Below are 14,837 nucleotides of genomic sequence, written 5' to 3' on the forward strand. Positions count from 1 at the left end.
GAGTAGGGTCACAAATAACTCCGGCGAAGGTGCCGGAGGGCCGGTCAACGGCGGGATCACGAGTCCTGTTGGCGCCGGCAGGACCGAACCGGAAGGTCGCGATCACCTGTGTTGACGGATCAGGCGGGCTGGGGAGTGCAGAACCACACTCCGGGCCCGGAACAAAGTGCACACCAGTCCCTTCGTACCGGCGGCAATCTGCTGCAACTGCTGTCGCCTGAGGGTGAGCGCATCAGCCACCCCGAATTCGACGTCTGGGTCAAGGACGTCGGTGATGAGCAGTTGTGCTCGCTGTACGAAGACATGACGGTCATCCGTCGTATAGACACTGAAGCCACAGCCCTCCAACGTCAAGGAGAACTGGCGTTGTGGCCCCCGCTGCTGGGCCAGGAGGCCTCCCAGATCGGCTCAAGCCGGTCCCTGCACGATGATGACTTCGTTTTTCCCAGCTACCGGGAAAGCGGAGTGGCATATGTTCGAGGCGCCCACCTCTCCGAGATCGCCAGGGTCTGGCGCGGTAATGCGTCCTACGGTTGGGATCCGCAACGGATCAATCTGGCCACGCCGCAGATCATCATCGGGTCCCAGAGCCTGCACGCCACCGGCTACGCCATGGGAGTGCAACTGGATGGAGCCAGCACCGCTGTGATGGCCTACTTCGGTGACGGTGCAACCAGTGAAGGCGACGTGAACGAAGCCATGGTTTTCGCCGCCAGCTACCAGGCTCCCGTGGTGTTCTTCTGCCAAAACAATCACTGGGCCATTTCCGAGCCTGTTCGGGTGCAGTCCCACGTTCAATTGGCCGACAGGCCCAATGGTTTCGGAATTCCCAGCATGCGTGTGGACGGAAACGATGTCCTGGCTGTGATGGCTGCAACCCGCGCCGCTTTGGACCGTGCCCGGAATGGTGGAGGCCCCACCTTCATCGAGGCCGTCACGTACAGAATGGGTCCCCACACCACGGCGGACGATCCCACCCGGTACCGGGATCCCATCGAGTTGGAGGACTGGGCGGCCAAGGATCCCATCCTCAGGCTCCGGAAGCTGATGGAAGCCAAGGGCCTCCTCACTGCTGATGTTGAGGCAGCCGTAAAAGCCAAAGCGGATGCAGTAGCTGCGGAACTACGGTCCAGCTGCACCACCATGCCGGACCCTGAACCGTTGGACGTCTTCAACCACGTGTACAGCACGCCCAACCCCTGGATTGAACGCCAGAAGGACCACTACTCGCGCTACCTGAACAGTTTCAATGGATCCGTCGTGGAAGGCGCACTCTGATGTCCAAACTTACTTTCGCCCGCGCCATCAATGCAGGCCTCCGCAAGTCCCTGGAAAGCGACCCCAAAGTGGTATTGATGGGCGAAGACATCGGAGCCCTGGGTGGCGTTTTCCGCGTTACCGACGGCTTGCAGAAAGACTTCGGCAAGCACAGAGTCATCGATTCCCCGCTGGCGGAGTCCGGGATCATCGGTACTGCGGTGGGCCTGGCCTACCGTGGCTACCGGCCCGTCTGCGAAATCCAGTTCGACGGCTTCATTTACCCCGCCTTCGACCAGATTGTCAGCCAAGTGGCGAAGATGCACTACCGGACGCAGGGCAGGGTGAAAATGCCCATCACCATCCGTGTCCCGTTCGGTGGAGGCATTGGATCCCCGGAGCATCACTCCGAATCGCCGGAGGCGTATTTCACCCACACATCAGGCCTACGGGTGGTGGCGGTGTCCAACCCACAGGACGCCTACACCATGATTCAGCAAGCCATCGCCTCGGATGATCCGGTGCTCTACTTCGAGCCGAAGCGCCGATATCACGACAAGGGCGATGTGGATGAGGCTAGGGATCTCTCCAGCGCACTTCCGCTGGACAAGGCTGCTGTTGTCACCACCGGATCCGACGTCACTTTGGTCGCGTATGGTCCACTGGTCAAAACGGCCAAGGACGCTGCAACCGCCGCTGCGGACGAAGGCATTTCCGTGGAGGTAATTGACCTGCGCTCGCTGTCACCGGTGGATTATCCGGTGGTGGAAGCATCGGTCCGCAAGACCGGGCGCCTGGTGATCACCCACGAAGCCGGGCAATCAGGTGGGCTCGGTGCGGAGATTGCTGCCAGCATCACGGAACGCTGCTTCAACTACCTGGAGTCCGCCCCGGTACGGATCACGGGTTTCGACGTTCCGTACCCGTACTCGAAGCTCGAAATGCACCATCTGCCGGATCTGGACAGGATTCTTGACGGCGTGGACCGAGCGCTGGGCCGCCGCAACTCCCTGAGCGGACTGGAAGGATGACCGCCACCATGATCAAGGAATTCAGGTTGCCGGACCTCGGCGAAGGCTTGACGGAATCGGAGATCCTCAGTTGGAAGGTTGCCGTGGGGGACACTGTGACCCTCAACCAGGTCATCGCCGAAGTCGAAACAGCGAAAGCCGTAGTGGAACTGCCCTCGCCCTTCGCCGGTACCGTGGCTGCACTTCACGAGCAGCCCGGCACAGTTGTGGAGGTAGGCAAACCGATCGTTTCCTTCGAGGTGGACGACGCCGGGGCGGCTAACCGCACCGGCGTGGCGTCCGACGTCGGCGGCCCGACCGCCGTCGAGCCCGAAACCGCCGGTTCCAAATCCGGTGCCCAACCCGCCAAAAGGGAACCGAACCTGGTGGGATACGGTGCGGTGGTTGAACACAACGGACGGCCAGCGCGCCGGGCCCGCGGCAGCGTGGCGGGAGAGCAGGCTCCCACAGCGCCCGTGGTGACGTCCAGTGAAGAGGTGCCGCCCAGTGAAAAAGAGCCAGTGTCCGAGCGTCCGCGCTCAACTCCGCCGGTCAGGAAACTGGCCCGGGACAGGGGGATTGATCTTCACCAGGTCCGCGGGACCGGGCCCGGTGGCCTGATCACCCGGGAGGATGTGCAGGGTTTCGGAGCTGCCTCGCGGGACGATTCCGGCGCGGCCGTCTCCGGGCTTCAGAATGAGCGGACAACCCGGACACCCATTAAGGGTGTCCGGAAGTTCACGGCCGCAGCGATGGTCCAAAGTGCCTTCACCGCGCCGCATGTCACCGAGTTCCTCACGGTGGATGTCACGGCAACCATGGAGCTGCTGGCACGGCTCAAGGGCAGCAAAGCCTTCGACGGCCTGAAGCTGACGCCGCTCACTGTTGCTGCCAAGGCCGTTCTGATCGCCCTTCGGAACAACCCCACGTTGAACTCGCGCTGGGATGAAGCAGCGCAGGAGATCATCCAGTTCAATTACGTCAATCTGGGCATCGCAGCAGCGACACCACGGGGTTTGACCGTTCCCAACATCAAGGATGCGGACGGGCTGTCCCTGCGTGGGATTTCCTCGGCCCTGACTGAGCTCACCGATACCGCCCGCGCCGGCAAGACCCCACCCGCAGACTTGTCGGGCGGAACCATCTCGATCACCAACATCGGAGTTTTCGGCATTGACGCCGGGACGCCCATCCTGAACCCGGGTGAAGCGGCGATCGTGGCCTTGGGCGCAGTTCGCAAGGCACCCTGGGTGGTGGATGACCAGATCGTGGTCCGCCAGGTGATGTCCATCAGCCTGTCCTTCGACCACAGGTTGGTTGATGGCGAGCAAGGGTCGCGTTTCCTTGCCGACCTCGGGGCCATCCTCTCGGACCCGGCCATGGTCATCACCATGATTTAGACCCCCAAGCTGCGCCGGCCCATCCCTTGACGAGTGCTTGCAGGAAACTGCAGCCAAGGGGTGGGCCGGCGCGTTTGTGGGCGCAGCCTTCAGTCTTCGGTTGGCGTGGTCCGGAGTGAATGGAAGTCCCGCCAGCTGTGTTCGGGCTCGAAGCCCAACAGCGTGCGCGCCTTGTCAATGGAAAGCATGGTTTCGTGCTGGCCCAGTTCCTTGCGGATTTCGACGCCGGGGAATACTTCCGCGGCCAGCTCGGCGCTGCTTCGGCTCATCACGGTGTCCGATGCGGCAATGATGAACGTCTCGAAACCCGGTTTTGCGTTTTCCAAAGCCCTGACGACGGCCAAGGCGCCGTCCCGGCCATCGATGTAACCCCAGAGGTTCCACTTCCTAAGAGTCGCGTCGGAGTCGAAGGACGGGAAAGCCTCGTAGTCCTCGGGATTCATGACGTTGGAAAAGCGGAGCGCGGTGATGCTCAGGTCCTGGTCCCAGCGGGTGAGCTGGATGGCCATTTGTTCTTCCAAGTGTTTGACCAGCGAATAGGTGCTCTCCGGCCTGGCTGTGTATTCCTCGTCCACGGGGATGTAGGGAGGGTCGATGTCGAAGGGCAGTCCGAGCACGGTCTCACTGGAGGCGTACACCACCTTTTTGATACCTGCGCGACGTGCTGCCTGGAAGACGTTGTAGGTGGACACCATGTTGTTTTCAAATGTTGCAGCGTCCGGTGCCAAACCGGGAGCCGGAATGGCTGCCAGGTGTACGATCGCGTCCAATCCCTGGTGCCGGTCATCAAGGCCCATGATGACATCAGCAACATGTCCGTAATTGCGGAGGTCGACGCTGACAAAGCCCGGGCCGCGGCTGCCGTCACGATCGATATTCAATACCTCATGACCGTCGTGTTCCAGTCTCCGGACCACATTCCTGCCCAGTTTTCCGCTTCCGCCGGTGACTGCGATTTTCATGGTGTGCTCCTCGTAGTAGCTGGATGATGCAGGCCGCCGGCACATCCGGAGTTGGTGACATTTGGTGTTGGTGCCGGCCCGACTTTCCACATTAGGCGCGGCGCAGGCAGAAAACACGCACTGAAGCTGGCCCTGTGAGTCCTAGGACAACGGGGTCTGGGTGTGGGTGGGCCTGCGTTGTGGGTGGTGTTGTTGTGGGTGGTGTTTAGGTTCTGAGTGGGGTGTGGTGGTGGTTTCGTCGGGGTGTTTGGTGGGGGTCGATGTGTGGTGGCGGGATGAACCAGGGGGCGCCGGTGGTCATGTCGATGCGCCATTGTTCTTTGTGGATGAGGTGGTGGTGGTGGCTGCACAGGAGGGCGCCGTTGTGTGTTCCGGTGGTGCCCCCTTGTGACCAGTAGGTGATGTGGTGTGCTTCGCACCAGGGTGCGGGCATGGTGCAGTCGGGGAAGGTGCAGCCGCCGTCGCGGGCGGTGATGGCTTTGCGGATGTGGGGTGGGAAGATCCGGGTGGTGCGGCCGATGTCCAGGATCTCGGAGCCGGTGCCGAGGAGGACGGGGAGGATGTCGGCGTCGCAGGCGATTTTGCGGATGGTGTTGGGGTGGATCGGGCCGGTGAAGGTGGCGGTTGCTGTGCTGGTGGGCCTGTCGCTGTCGGTTTCTGTGCTGGCGGGTCCTGTGTTGGATTGTCCTGTGTTGGTGGGGGTGAGGTGGTGGAGGAGGTCGCGGTGGTCGATGGTGACCATGACGTGGGGTTTGAGTCCGCCGTTGGCGGGGAGTTTTCCGGTGCCCATGGCGAGGCTGCAGGCTCCGACGAGTCCGTCGAGGAGTTTCTGGGCGCGTGACCGGCGGTCCAGTTCCGGGGCGGGGGCGCTGGTGCCGGCTGCTGTGTTGCCTGCCGCGGTGTTGCCCGCAGTGTTGCCTGCCGATGTGCTGCCCGCCGATGTGCTGCCCGCAGTGTCAGTAGCAGTGTCAGTGTCATCGGGTGCGGGGGTGAGCCGGGGGTTGGTGGCGACGTTCATGGCGGTGGTGAGGGTTTCGAATTGCTCGGCGGTGGCGAAGATTTCGAGGTAGTGGAGCCCGTTGCGGCGTCGATTGCGGACGAATGCTCCCTGCAGTTGCCGGAGTGCCTCTTCTGAGGGTTCCGGACCGTCCTGGTCGAGCGCGTCAACCCAACGCTTGGTCATTTTGGCGACAAAGTCGGGATCCGATTCAAGCGCCGTCCGGACCAGGTTGTGCTCCATTCCGGACAGGGTATCCGGGTCAGCCAGGAGACGGACCTTGTCCAGTCCGGCTCCAATGATGGTGGCGGACCGCGAAGGCATGGCGCCCGTCGCCAAGGCATCTGCCAGGTGGCTTCGCCGGGCCGGGACCTCTTGTCCGGCGATTCCGAGGGTGGGGAGGACATCGGACGCGAGGGATAGCCGGCGCCGGGCTTCGACGATGGAAATACGCAACCGCCCGCGAAGGAATTCTCCGGCGTTCCGGTACCCGTCATCCAAGGCCAACGCTGCGTCTGTGGTGGGGGCGCTTGCCGGCCCTGTCGATGCCGCGATCCCCCCAGTACCACCGGTCAGATCAGTACCACCGGGCTCCTCAGTCCCACCGGTCCAGCCGGTGAGCCAACCGCCCGTACCGGACGCGGAAGCCGTCGGAGGAGTCGATGCGGCGGCTGACTGATTCAGCTGGGCCAGGATCCGGGTGTTCTCTACGGCTCGGGCGGCGATCAGCTGCAGGTATTCAACAACCCTCGAGATGTCCTCTACTGAGCCGGCGAAATCAGCAGCCTCACCCAAGCCGAACATCGGAGCCTGCCCTACGGCCGTCATCCGGGCGGCATCCAGGAGTTCCGCGCTGCCGGCAAGAAGGGCGGCCAAGGACGGTGGAGTGTTGGCGGTGACGGCAGTGCGGCTGGCCGAAGGCAACTGCAGAGGTGCGCCGGGGATCCCTGAAGTGAGCGTCAACTTATCCAAGTGGGCGGGAACCCGTGAGCCATGAAACGCCAGAAGCCGGGTGCCGCGGAAGCCATGCGTGACTGAGATGGCAACCGGCGAAATGCCGGAACCCTGACACGAACTTCCCGCGGAACCCTGACACGAACTTCCCGCGGAACCTTGACGCGAACTTCCCGCGGAACGTGGGGCGCCGAATCCAGTCAAAGCCGATTCAGCCAAGGCTGCGTCAGCGGGGGACCACGCCGGTCCCGCTGCTGATAACTGCCCTGTATCTTCCATGAACTGATCATGGCACCGGGGTCCGACATTTTTAGACCCTCACGGCGACGTCAGCCTCAGGGAGAGGTCAGCGCAGCCAAGGCCATGTGTTCAAGAACGGGCCTGGCTGACTTCACGGCGATTCTCCGGCCGTGATGCCGCACCGAGTGGGGAGTGGAGTTGATCAGCCCAAAGGCGGCATGGGCCCGCACCCTGAGTCCGGAGATGTCAGCGCCCGGGTGCAGCCGACCCAGGACATCCACCCACGTCTCAACATAACTGCGTTGCAGGGATCTGACCTCTGCCTGGTCCAGATCGTTCAGGCTCCCGAAGTCCCTGTCCTGAACGCGGATGACGTCCGGGTTGCTTAGGGCAAAATCCACCTGGAAATGGATCAGGCCTTTCAGCGCAGCGAGGGGATCCCCGGACTCGGACACAACACGCAATCCGCCCTCCAGCAAGTCCCTGCTGACGCTGAGGAGCAGTTCAGCAAGGACGGCCTGCTTTCCTGGGAAGTGACGGTAGACCGCGGGACCGCTGACTCCCGCAGCAGCTCCAAGGTCCTCAAGCGACACCCTGGTGAAGCCGTGTTCAGCAAAGAGTTCAGCCGCGGCGGTGAGGATCGCCCGCCGTCGTTGTTCTTTCGCTTGGCCGCGCTGCGTCGCCGCACCGCGCTGAGCAGCTTCACCGCTGGCTTCACCGCGCTGCGCAGCTTCACCGCTGGCTTCACCGCGCTGTCCAGCTTCACCGCGCTGTCCAGCTTCACCGCGCGAACTGTCGATGCTGGTTTCCGGACCGCCCGTCATGTTTTCCTCCTCATGCGCAGTCCGCACGAAGCGGGACTGCGGGAATCGATCCCGCTGTGCTGGACATCACAGTTAATAAACACTAACCTAAATTTCAGTTACGTGGCACTAACCGAAACGGTCTGTGGCCGGAGAAGGAACAGGGGTCGATGGAGACAATTGCCAACCTGACAGGAGCCGTTGCCGGCACCTTCGAGGTCAACAAGGATGCCCAGCTCGCCCTGGTGGAGGAGCTTAAGGAGCGGTTGGCGACGGCGGCCCTTGGGGGCCCGGCGAAGTCGCGGGAACGGCATCTTGGCCGCGGGAAGCTTCTTCCGAGGGAACGCATCGACTACTTGCTGGACGAGGGAAGCCCGTTCCTGGAGATAGCGCCCTTGGCTGCGAACGGCATGTACAACGACGAATCGCCCGGGGCCGGAGTGATCGCAGGCATCGGGCTGGTCCATGGGCGCCACGTCCTGGTGATTTCCAATGACGCCACGGTCAAGGGCGGCACCTACTATCCCATGACCGTGAAAAAGCATCTCAGGGCGCAGGAAATAGCCATGGAAAACAGGCTTCCTTGCATCTACTTGGTGGACTCCGGTGGAGCGTTCCTGCCCAAGCAGGACGAGGTGTTTCCGGACAAGGAACACTTTGGCCGGATTTTTTACAACCAGGCCAGGATGTCCGCGGCAAAGATCCCGCAGATCGCGTCGGTCATGGGCTCCTGCACGGCAGGTGGCGCCTACGTGCCCGCGATGAGTGACGAGACCGTCATTGTGCGGAACAAAGGCACTATTTTCCTTGGCGGCCCGCCGTTGGTGAAAGCGGCCATCGGCGAGGTTGTCACCGCTGAGGAACTGGGCGGCGGCGACGTTCACTCCAGGATTTCCGGGGTGACGGACCACCTTGCCGAGAACGACCAACACGCGCTGGAAATCGTCAGGGACATCGTGGCTACGTTGCCACAGCCGGCGCAGCCGGCATGGGACGTGTCCGACGTCGTCCTTCCGCCCGCCGTCGACCCTTCCGATCTCTACGGGGTGGTTCCCACCGACGTCAACGCACAATACGACGTCCGCGAAGTCATCGCGAGGCTGGTGGACGGCTCAGAATTCCACGAGTTCAAAAAGAACTACGGCACCACGCTGGTGACGGGCTTCGCGCACCTTCACGGCCATCCGGTAGGCATTGTGGCCAACAATGGCGTGCTGTTCAGCGAGTCGTCCCTGAAGGGCGCCCACTTCATTGAGCTCTGCGATCAGCGCGGCATTCCCTTGGTCTTCCTGCAGAACCTGTCCGGCTTCATGGTGGGCAAAGACTATGAGCAGGGCGGCATCGCCAAGAACGGCGCCAAGATGGTCACAGCCGTGGCAACTGCCAGGGTGCCCAAGCTGACGGTGGTGATCGGCGGTTCCTTCGGAGCCGGAAACTACTCCATGTGCGGCCGCGCGTACTCACCGCGTTTCCTGTGGATGTGGCCTGCCGCCAGGATTTCGGTCATGGGCGGAAACCAGGCGTCCAGTGTCCTCGCCACGGTCAAACGCGATCAGTATGAGGCTGCTGGCCAGGTGTGGTCCGCAGAAGATGAAGAGGCGTTCAAGGCTCCCATCAAACAGCAGTACGAAGACCAGGGGAGCCCCTATTACTCCACGGCAAGACTGTGGGATGACGGCATCATCGATCCCGCCGATACCCGCCGCGTCCTGGGCATGGCCTTGGACGTCGTCTCCCGCCAGCAACTGCCGGAGACATCTTTCGGCCTCTTCAGGATGTGATCATGACACTGTCCACAACCACCACAGTGCCGGGTACGGCAGTTCCCGTTTTCGGCGCTGTCCTCATTGCCAACCGCGGGGAAATCGCCTGCCGCGTCATCCGGACCCTGAAGGCCATGGGTATCCGCTCCGTAGCCGTCTACTCGGACGCCGATCGAGGCGCCAAGCATGTGGCGCTCGCTGATACCGCAGTTGCCATCGGTGGCACCTCGCCCGCTGAGAGCTATCTGAAGATTGACGCGATCATTGATGCCTGCCGTCGCAGTGGAGCGGACGCGGTCCACCCGGGGTACGGATTCCTGTCCGAGAATGTGGAGTTCGCCAAGGCCCTGGACGCCGCGGGAATCACCTTCATTGGTCCGGGAATCGGCGCCATCGAGGTGATGGGTGACAAGATCCGCTCCAAGAACCACGTGCTGGCGTATGGCGTTCCTTGCGTTCCCGGAATCGCCAAGCCCGGGCTCACTGACCAGGACCTGATGGATGCCGCCCCCGGAGTCGGCTTTCCCCTCCTCATCAAGCCCTCCGCCGGCGGCGGCGGCAAAGGCATGCATGTGGTGGAGCGGCTGGAAGACATGGCCGGGACGCTGCAGACGGCCCGGCGGGTGGCTGCCTCGGCGTTCGGGGATGACACGCTCTTCCTGGAGCGCCTCATCCGCGCACCACGCCATATCGAAGTGCAGGTCCTCGCCGACAACCACGGAAATGTCATCCACCTGGGCGAGCGGGAATGCTCCCTCCAGAGGCGGCACCAGAAAGTGATCGAGGAAGCTCCTTCGGCACTGTTCGAGTCCATGCCGGATGGTGCCGTGCACCGCGCCCGCATTGGCGAAGCCGCCTGCAACGCGGCTCGCTCGGTCAATTACAGCGGAGCCGGAACGGTGGAATTCCTGGTGTCCGATGAGCACCCGGACGAGTTCTTCTTCATGGAGATGAATACCCGCCTGCAGGTGGAACACCCTGTCACCGAGCTGGTGACGGGAGTGGACCTTGTTCAATGGCAGGTGAGGATCGCCGCCGGCGAGGTGCTCACCGTCGCCCAGTCCGACGTCGAACTCATGGGCCATGCGGTGGAGGCGCGCGTTTACGCGGAGGTGCCCGAGCGGAACTTCATGCCTTCCATGGGGCGGATTGTGGCGCTGGCCGAACACGGTCCCTCAACCCCGGGGCTATCGGGGCAGCTGCCGCGGGACGGTGGCGTCCGGATCGACTCAGCCTTGGTGGACGGCCTGGACATCACCGGCGACTACGATCCCATGCTCGCCAAGGTCATTGCCTGGGGAGCGGACAGGACCACAGCGTTGGAAACCCTTGATGCTGCACTGGGCCGCTACACGGTGCTGGGCGTGGACACCAACGTGGAGTATCTTCGGCTGTTGATCAACGACTTCGAGGTCCGTGCAGGCCAGCTCGACACCGGGCTGATCGAGCGGAAACTTCCCGCCATGGACTTCCGGCACGCCGGCCCCCGGGAACTGATGACGGCAGCGCTCGCGCTGTGGCTGGATCGGACGGGTCATCATACGGCTGGGTCCGCGCCGGCCGGCCATGCCTGGGCGGCTCCCGACGCATGGCGGGTAGGAGCGCCGGGCGCATGGACCACGTCCCTGGGACTCCCGGACGGAACGGTCGCGACGATCGCCGTCACGGCTCCCGGTGGACCGCCACATGCGTCGCGAACGGCTTCCGACCCGCTGGCCATCAGTATCGACGGCGGTCCCCACCACCGGGCCCACGTGACAGACCGCAGCGCGGACAGCATCGAGGTGACGTTCGACGACGGTTCGGTCACCTATGCGGTGGCCGTGGCCGACGGATCCCTGTTCCTCGGCAATGACGGGTGGTCCTGCCGGCTGGAAGTCCTGACGCGCCCCGAACGCCTCAGGCGTGTCCTCGCCGGTATCCAGCGCGAGGAAGGAACCGCTGACCCCGAAGTGCGCTCGCCGATGCCAGGGACCGTGGTCTCCGTGTCCGTTGCCGACGGCGAACACGTCACAGAAGGCCAGGCGCTCCTTGCAGTGGAGGCCATGAAAATGGAGCACCAATTGGTGGCCTCGGTGTCAGGGACCGTCCGCCTCACCAGCAAACCGGGCGATCTGGTCAAAGCAGACCAAGTACTCGCCACCATTCACGTTGCCGACGCTGCTGATGCGCCGGCTGAAACAGACAAGGAAGTTCAGCCATGAGCACTTTTGAATCGAACGGCACGTTTGGACTGACAGAGGAGTACCAGGACCTCAGCGACTCTGTGCGGGAGTTCGCCGACGAAGTGGTGGCACCAGTCTCGGCAAAGCACGACGAGGAGCACAGCTTCCCGTACGAGGTAGTCAAGCAGATGGGGGAGATGGGCCTTTTTGGGCTGCCGTTCCCGGAGGAATTCGGCGGGATGGGCGGGGATTATTTCGCACTGGCGCTTGCCTTGGAGCAACTGGGCCGGGTTGATCAGTCCGTGGCCATCACCCTCGAAGCCGGTGTTTCGTTGGGAGCCATGCCCGTCTACCGATTCGGCACGGACGCCCAGAAGGAACAGTGGCTCCCGCAGTTGGCCTCGGGACAGTCCTTGGCGGGATTCGGGCTCACCGAGCGTGAAGCCGGTTCTGATGCCGGTGGTACCAAGACGCACGCCAAGCTGGAGGGCGGCGAGTGGGTCATCAACGGCAACAAGGAGTTCATCACCAACTCCGGAACCGACATCACCACCCTGGTCACAGTCACGGCGGTCACCGGCACCCAGGAGAAGGCGGACGGCAGCACCAAGAAGGAAATTTCCACCATCCTGGTCCCCGCCGGAACCCCCGGATTCACCGCCGAAAAGCCCTACAACAAGGTGGGGTGGAACGCCTCCGACACCCACCCCCTCACTCTGGACAACGTCCATGTCCCTGAAGCCAACCTCCTGGGCGAGCGCGGCCGGGGTTACGCCAACTTCCTCTCGATCCTTGACGAGGGACGTATCGCCATCGCAGCGCTGGCCACGGGAGCGGCCCAAGGGTGCGTGGATTTGTCCGTGCAGTATGCCAAGGAACGCAGCGCATTCGGACAGAACATCGGCAAGTACCAGGCCATCCAGTTCAAGATCGCCCGCATGCAGGCAAGGGCCCACACCGCCCGCCTTGCCTACTACGATGCCGCCTCAAGGATGCTGGCCGGGAAGCCGTTCAAGACGGAAGCGGCCATCGCTAAGATGGTCGCAGGCGAGGCAGCCATGGATAACGCGCGGGACGCCACCCAGGTGTTCGGCGGGTACGGCTTCATCAACGAGTTCACGGTGGCGCGGCATTACCGCGACTCCAAGATCCTTGAAGTAGGCGAGGGCACCACCGAGGTCCAGCTGATGCTCATCGCCCGCGAGTTGGGTCTGTAACCGTACTGGGAAGGATCAAGGATGATTGACAAGGTTGTTGCCAGCGCCGCGGAAGCGGTCAAGGACATCCCGGACGGAGCCTCGCTGGCTGTTGGGGGCTTCGGCCTCTGCGGCATCCCGGTCTCCCTGATCAATGCCCTGCACGGCCAGGGAACCACGGATCTGGAAACCGTCAGCAACAACTGCGGTGTGGATGACTGGGGCCTGGGAATCCTGTTGAGGGACGGTCGCATCCGACGAACCATCAGCTCATATGTGGGCGAGAACAAGGAATTCGCACGGCAGTACCTTGCGGGGGAGTTGGAAGTGGTCCTCACCCCGCAGGGCACCCTGGCTGAGAAGCTTCGCGCCGGTGGCGCCGGCATTCCTGCGTTCTATACCAAAGCCGGCGTGGGAACCCAGGTGTCCGAAGGCGGCCTCCCGCAGAAGTACGACGCCGAGGGGAACGTTGCGCTGGCCTCCTCGCCGAAAGAGGTGCGAACCTTCAACGATGCCGACTACGTTCTGGAAGAGTCCCTGACCCCGGACTTCGGCCTGGTCCATGCGTGGAAGGGCGACCGCCACGGGAACCTGGTTTTCCACGCGACGGCCATGAACTTCAACCCCCTCTGCGCCATGGCGGCCAAGACCACCATCGCCGAAGTGGAGGAGCTGGTGGAACCCGGCGAGCTCGATCCCGAGCACATCCACACGCCCGGTATCTTCGTGCAGCGGGTGGTGGTGACGCCGTCCAACGAGAAACGCATTGAGAAACGGACCGTCTCCCTCGCATCGTCCCCCACCCCGGCAGGAGCCTGACGTGACCGACAACAGCTACCACGATGTTCCGCCCCGCCCCGAAGCCGTGCGGCACGAATACCGGCGTGCCGACGTCGAACATCATGAGGCCAAAGGCTGGACCCGCAACGAACTGGCAGCGCGCGTGGCCAGGGAACTGACCAACGGACAATACGTGAACCTGGGGATTGGCATGCCCACGTTGATTCCCAACTACATCCCGGACGGGGTGGAGGTCATCCTGCACTCGGAAAATGGCATCCTGGGTGTTGGTCCATACCCTGCGGAGGACCAGGTGGACCCCGACCTGATCAATGCCGGCAAGGAAACGGTGACTACCAACGCCGGCGCAGCGTTCTTCGATTCGGCGGCCTCGTTCGGCATGATCCGCGGCGGACACGTTGACGTGGCGGTGTTGGGAGCCATGGAGGTCGCTGCCAACGGCGACCTCGCCAACTGGATGATTCCCGGCAAGATGGTCAAGGGCATGGGTGGAGCCATGGACCTGGTGTTCGGGGCCAAGAAGGTGATTGTGATGATGGAGCACGTGGACCGGAACGGCAGGCCCAAGATCGTCCAGGACTGCACGCTTCCGCTCACCGGCAAGGGGTGCGTGGACCGCATCATTACCGATTTGGCGGTGATCGACGTGGTCAGGGACCAGGGTGATCCCCGCCTGGTGCTCCGCGAACTGGCCCCCAATGTCACCCTCGACGACGTCCTGTCCGCAACCGGCGCCGAGTTGTTCGAAGAAGACCAGGAGCTCACCGTATGACCCGCGTGGTGGAACAAAGGGGACTGTACTTCGACGAACTCGAAGAAGACGTGGTGTACGCTCACAGGCCCGGACGTACAGTCACGGAAACGGACAACGTCCTCTTCACCACCCTGACCATGAACACCCAGGCCCTTCATCTGGATGCAGCATGGAGCGCCACGCAGCCGTTCGGCCAACGCCTAATGAACTCCATGTTTACCCTGTCCACCATGGTGGGGCAGTCCGTCACCCAATTGACGCAAGGGACCATCATCGCGCAGTTGGGGATGACCGACGTCACCTTTCCGCATCCCCTGTATCACGGCGATACGCTGTACACGGAAACAGTGGTCACCTCCAGGAGGCTGTCATCGTCCCGCCCCGGCCAGGGCGTGGTGACCATGCAGCATACGGGCCGGAACCAGGACGGGGCAGTGGTGGCACTGGCCACCCGGACCTGCCTGATGTGGACCAAGGAAGCGCACGCCGCGCAGTCCTGACGTCCGCTTCCCGCCACCCACACCCCAGCAGTGAG

General features: G+C 63.0%; 12 protein-coding genes. 9 read left to right on the forward strand and 3 right to left on the reverse strand.

Translation table 11 applies throughout. The features are described 5' to 3' along the window. Positions 1–108: 108 nt before the first annotated feature. Genes pdhA through JOE60_RS06620 form a run of 3 tightly spaced genes read left to right on the forward strand, consistent with a single transcriptional unit; the run spans position 109 to position 3,667 of the window. Positions 109–1,278 carry a pyruvate dehydrogenase (acetyl-transferring) E1 component subunit alpha gene (gene pdhA / locus JOE60_RS06610; protein WP_167264832.1) on the forward strand — a complete coding sequence of 390 codons (1,170 nt, stop codon included), beginning with the start codon at positions 109–111 and terminating at the stop codon, positions 1,276–1,278. Continuing rightward, the gene (locus JOE60_RS06615) at positions 1,278–2,288 is read left to right on the forward strand and encodes an alpha-ketoacid dehydrogenase subunit beta (protein ID WP_167264833.1); all 1,011 of its coding nucleotides are present in this window, start codon (positions 1,278–1,280) and stop codon (positions 2,286–2,288) included. Before pdhA ends, JOE60_RS06615 begins: the two co-directional genes overlap by 1 nt. Beyond that, entirely contained in the window at positions 2,285–3,667 is a 1,383-nt protein-coding gene (locus JOE60_RS06620) for a dihydrolipoamide acetyltransferase family protein (RefSeq protein WP_167264834.1), read from the forward strand. Before JOE60_RS06615 ends, JOE60_RS06620 begins: the two co-directional genes overlap by 4 nt. 89 nt (positions 3,668–3,756) lie before the next feature. Here the strand turns inward: JOE60_RS06620 and JOE60_RS06625 are convergent, their stop codons facing one another. From JOE60_RS06625 to JOE60_RS06635, 3 genes are all read right to left on the reverse strand, one after another. After that, the gene (locus tag JOE60_RS06625; RefSeq protein ID WP_167264835.1) at positions 3,757–4,629 is read right to left on the reverse strand and encodes an NAD-dependent epimerase/dehydratase family protein; all 873 of its coding nucleotides are present in this window, start codon (positions 4,627–4,629) and stop codon (positions 3,757–3,759) included. Positions 4,630–4,834: 205 nt separating this feature from the next. Further along, positions 4,835–6,589, reverse strand: coding sequence for an HNH endonuclease signature motif containing protein (locus JOE60_RS06630; protein ID WP_239528828.1), 1,755 nt, complete (start codon positions 6,587–6,589; stop codon positions 4,835–4,837). 326 nt (positions 6,590–6,915) lie between these two features. Next, positions 6,916–7,644, reverse strand: a complete 729-nt coding sequence (locus tag JOE60_RS06635) for an SACE_7040 family transcriptional regulator (protein ID WP_167264837.1) — start codon at positions 7,642–7,644, stop codon at positions 6,916–6,918. 149 nt (positions 7,645–7,793) lie between these two features. Between JOE60_RS06635 and JOE60_RS06640 the strand changes: the two genes are divergently transcribed. The 6 genes from JOE60_RS06640 to JOE60_RS06665 are packed head-to-tail and all read left to right on the forward strand — an operon-like array spanning position 7,794 to position 14,802. Next, a complete protein-coding gene (locus JOE60_RS06640) occupies positions 7,794–9,404 on the forward strand; it encodes a carboxyl transferase domain-containing protein (RefSeq protein ID WP_167264838.1) in 1,611 nt (536 codons plus the stop codon). A gap of 2 nt (positions 9,405–9,406) precedes the next feature. Then, on the forward strand, positions 9,407–11,590 hold the full coding sequence (locus JOE60_RS06645; RefSeq protein ID WP_167264839.1) for an acetyl/propionyl/methylcrotonyl-CoA carboxylase subunit alpha: 2,184 nt from the start codon (positions 9,407–9,409) through the stop codon (positions 11,588–11,590). Next, entirely contained in the window at positions 11,587–12,768 is a 1,182-nt protein-coding gene (locus tag JOE60_RS06650) for an acyl-CoA dehydrogenase family protein (protein ID WP_167264840.1), read from the forward strand. Before JOE60_RS06645 ends, JOE60_RS06650 begins: the two co-directional genes overlap by 4 nt. A gap of 21 nt (positions 12,769–12,789) precedes the next feature. Continuing rightward, on the forward strand, positions 12,790–13,566 hold the full coding sequence (locus tag JOE60_RS06655) for a CoA transferase subunit A (protein ID WP_167264841.1): 777 nt from the start codon (positions 12,790–12,792) through the stop codon (positions 13,564–13,566). A 1-nt stretch (position 13,567) separates the two neighbouring features. Continuing rightward, positions 13,568–14,320: a 3-oxoacid CoA-transferase subunit B gene (locus JOE60_RS06660; RefSeq protein ID WP_167264842.1), complete on the forward strand. Its 753-nt coding sequence runs from the start codon at positions 13,568–13,570 to the stop codon at positions 14,318–14,320. Beyond that, a complete protein-coding gene (locus JOE60_RS06665; protein WP_167264843.1) occupies positions 14,317–14,802 on the forward strand; it encodes a MaoC family dehydratase in 486 nt (161 codons plus the stop codon). The genes JOE60_RS06660 and JOE60_RS06665 overlap by 4 nt, the downstream gene beginning before the upstream one ends. Positions 14,803–14,837 lie beyond the last annotated feature (35 nt).

Origin of the sequence: Paenarthrobacter ilicis (assembly GCF_016907545.1) — a bacterium.
GTDB classification, from domain to species: domain Bacteria; phylum Actinomycetota; class Actinomycetes; order Actinomycetales; family Micrococcaceae; genus Arthrobacter; species Arthrobacter ilicis.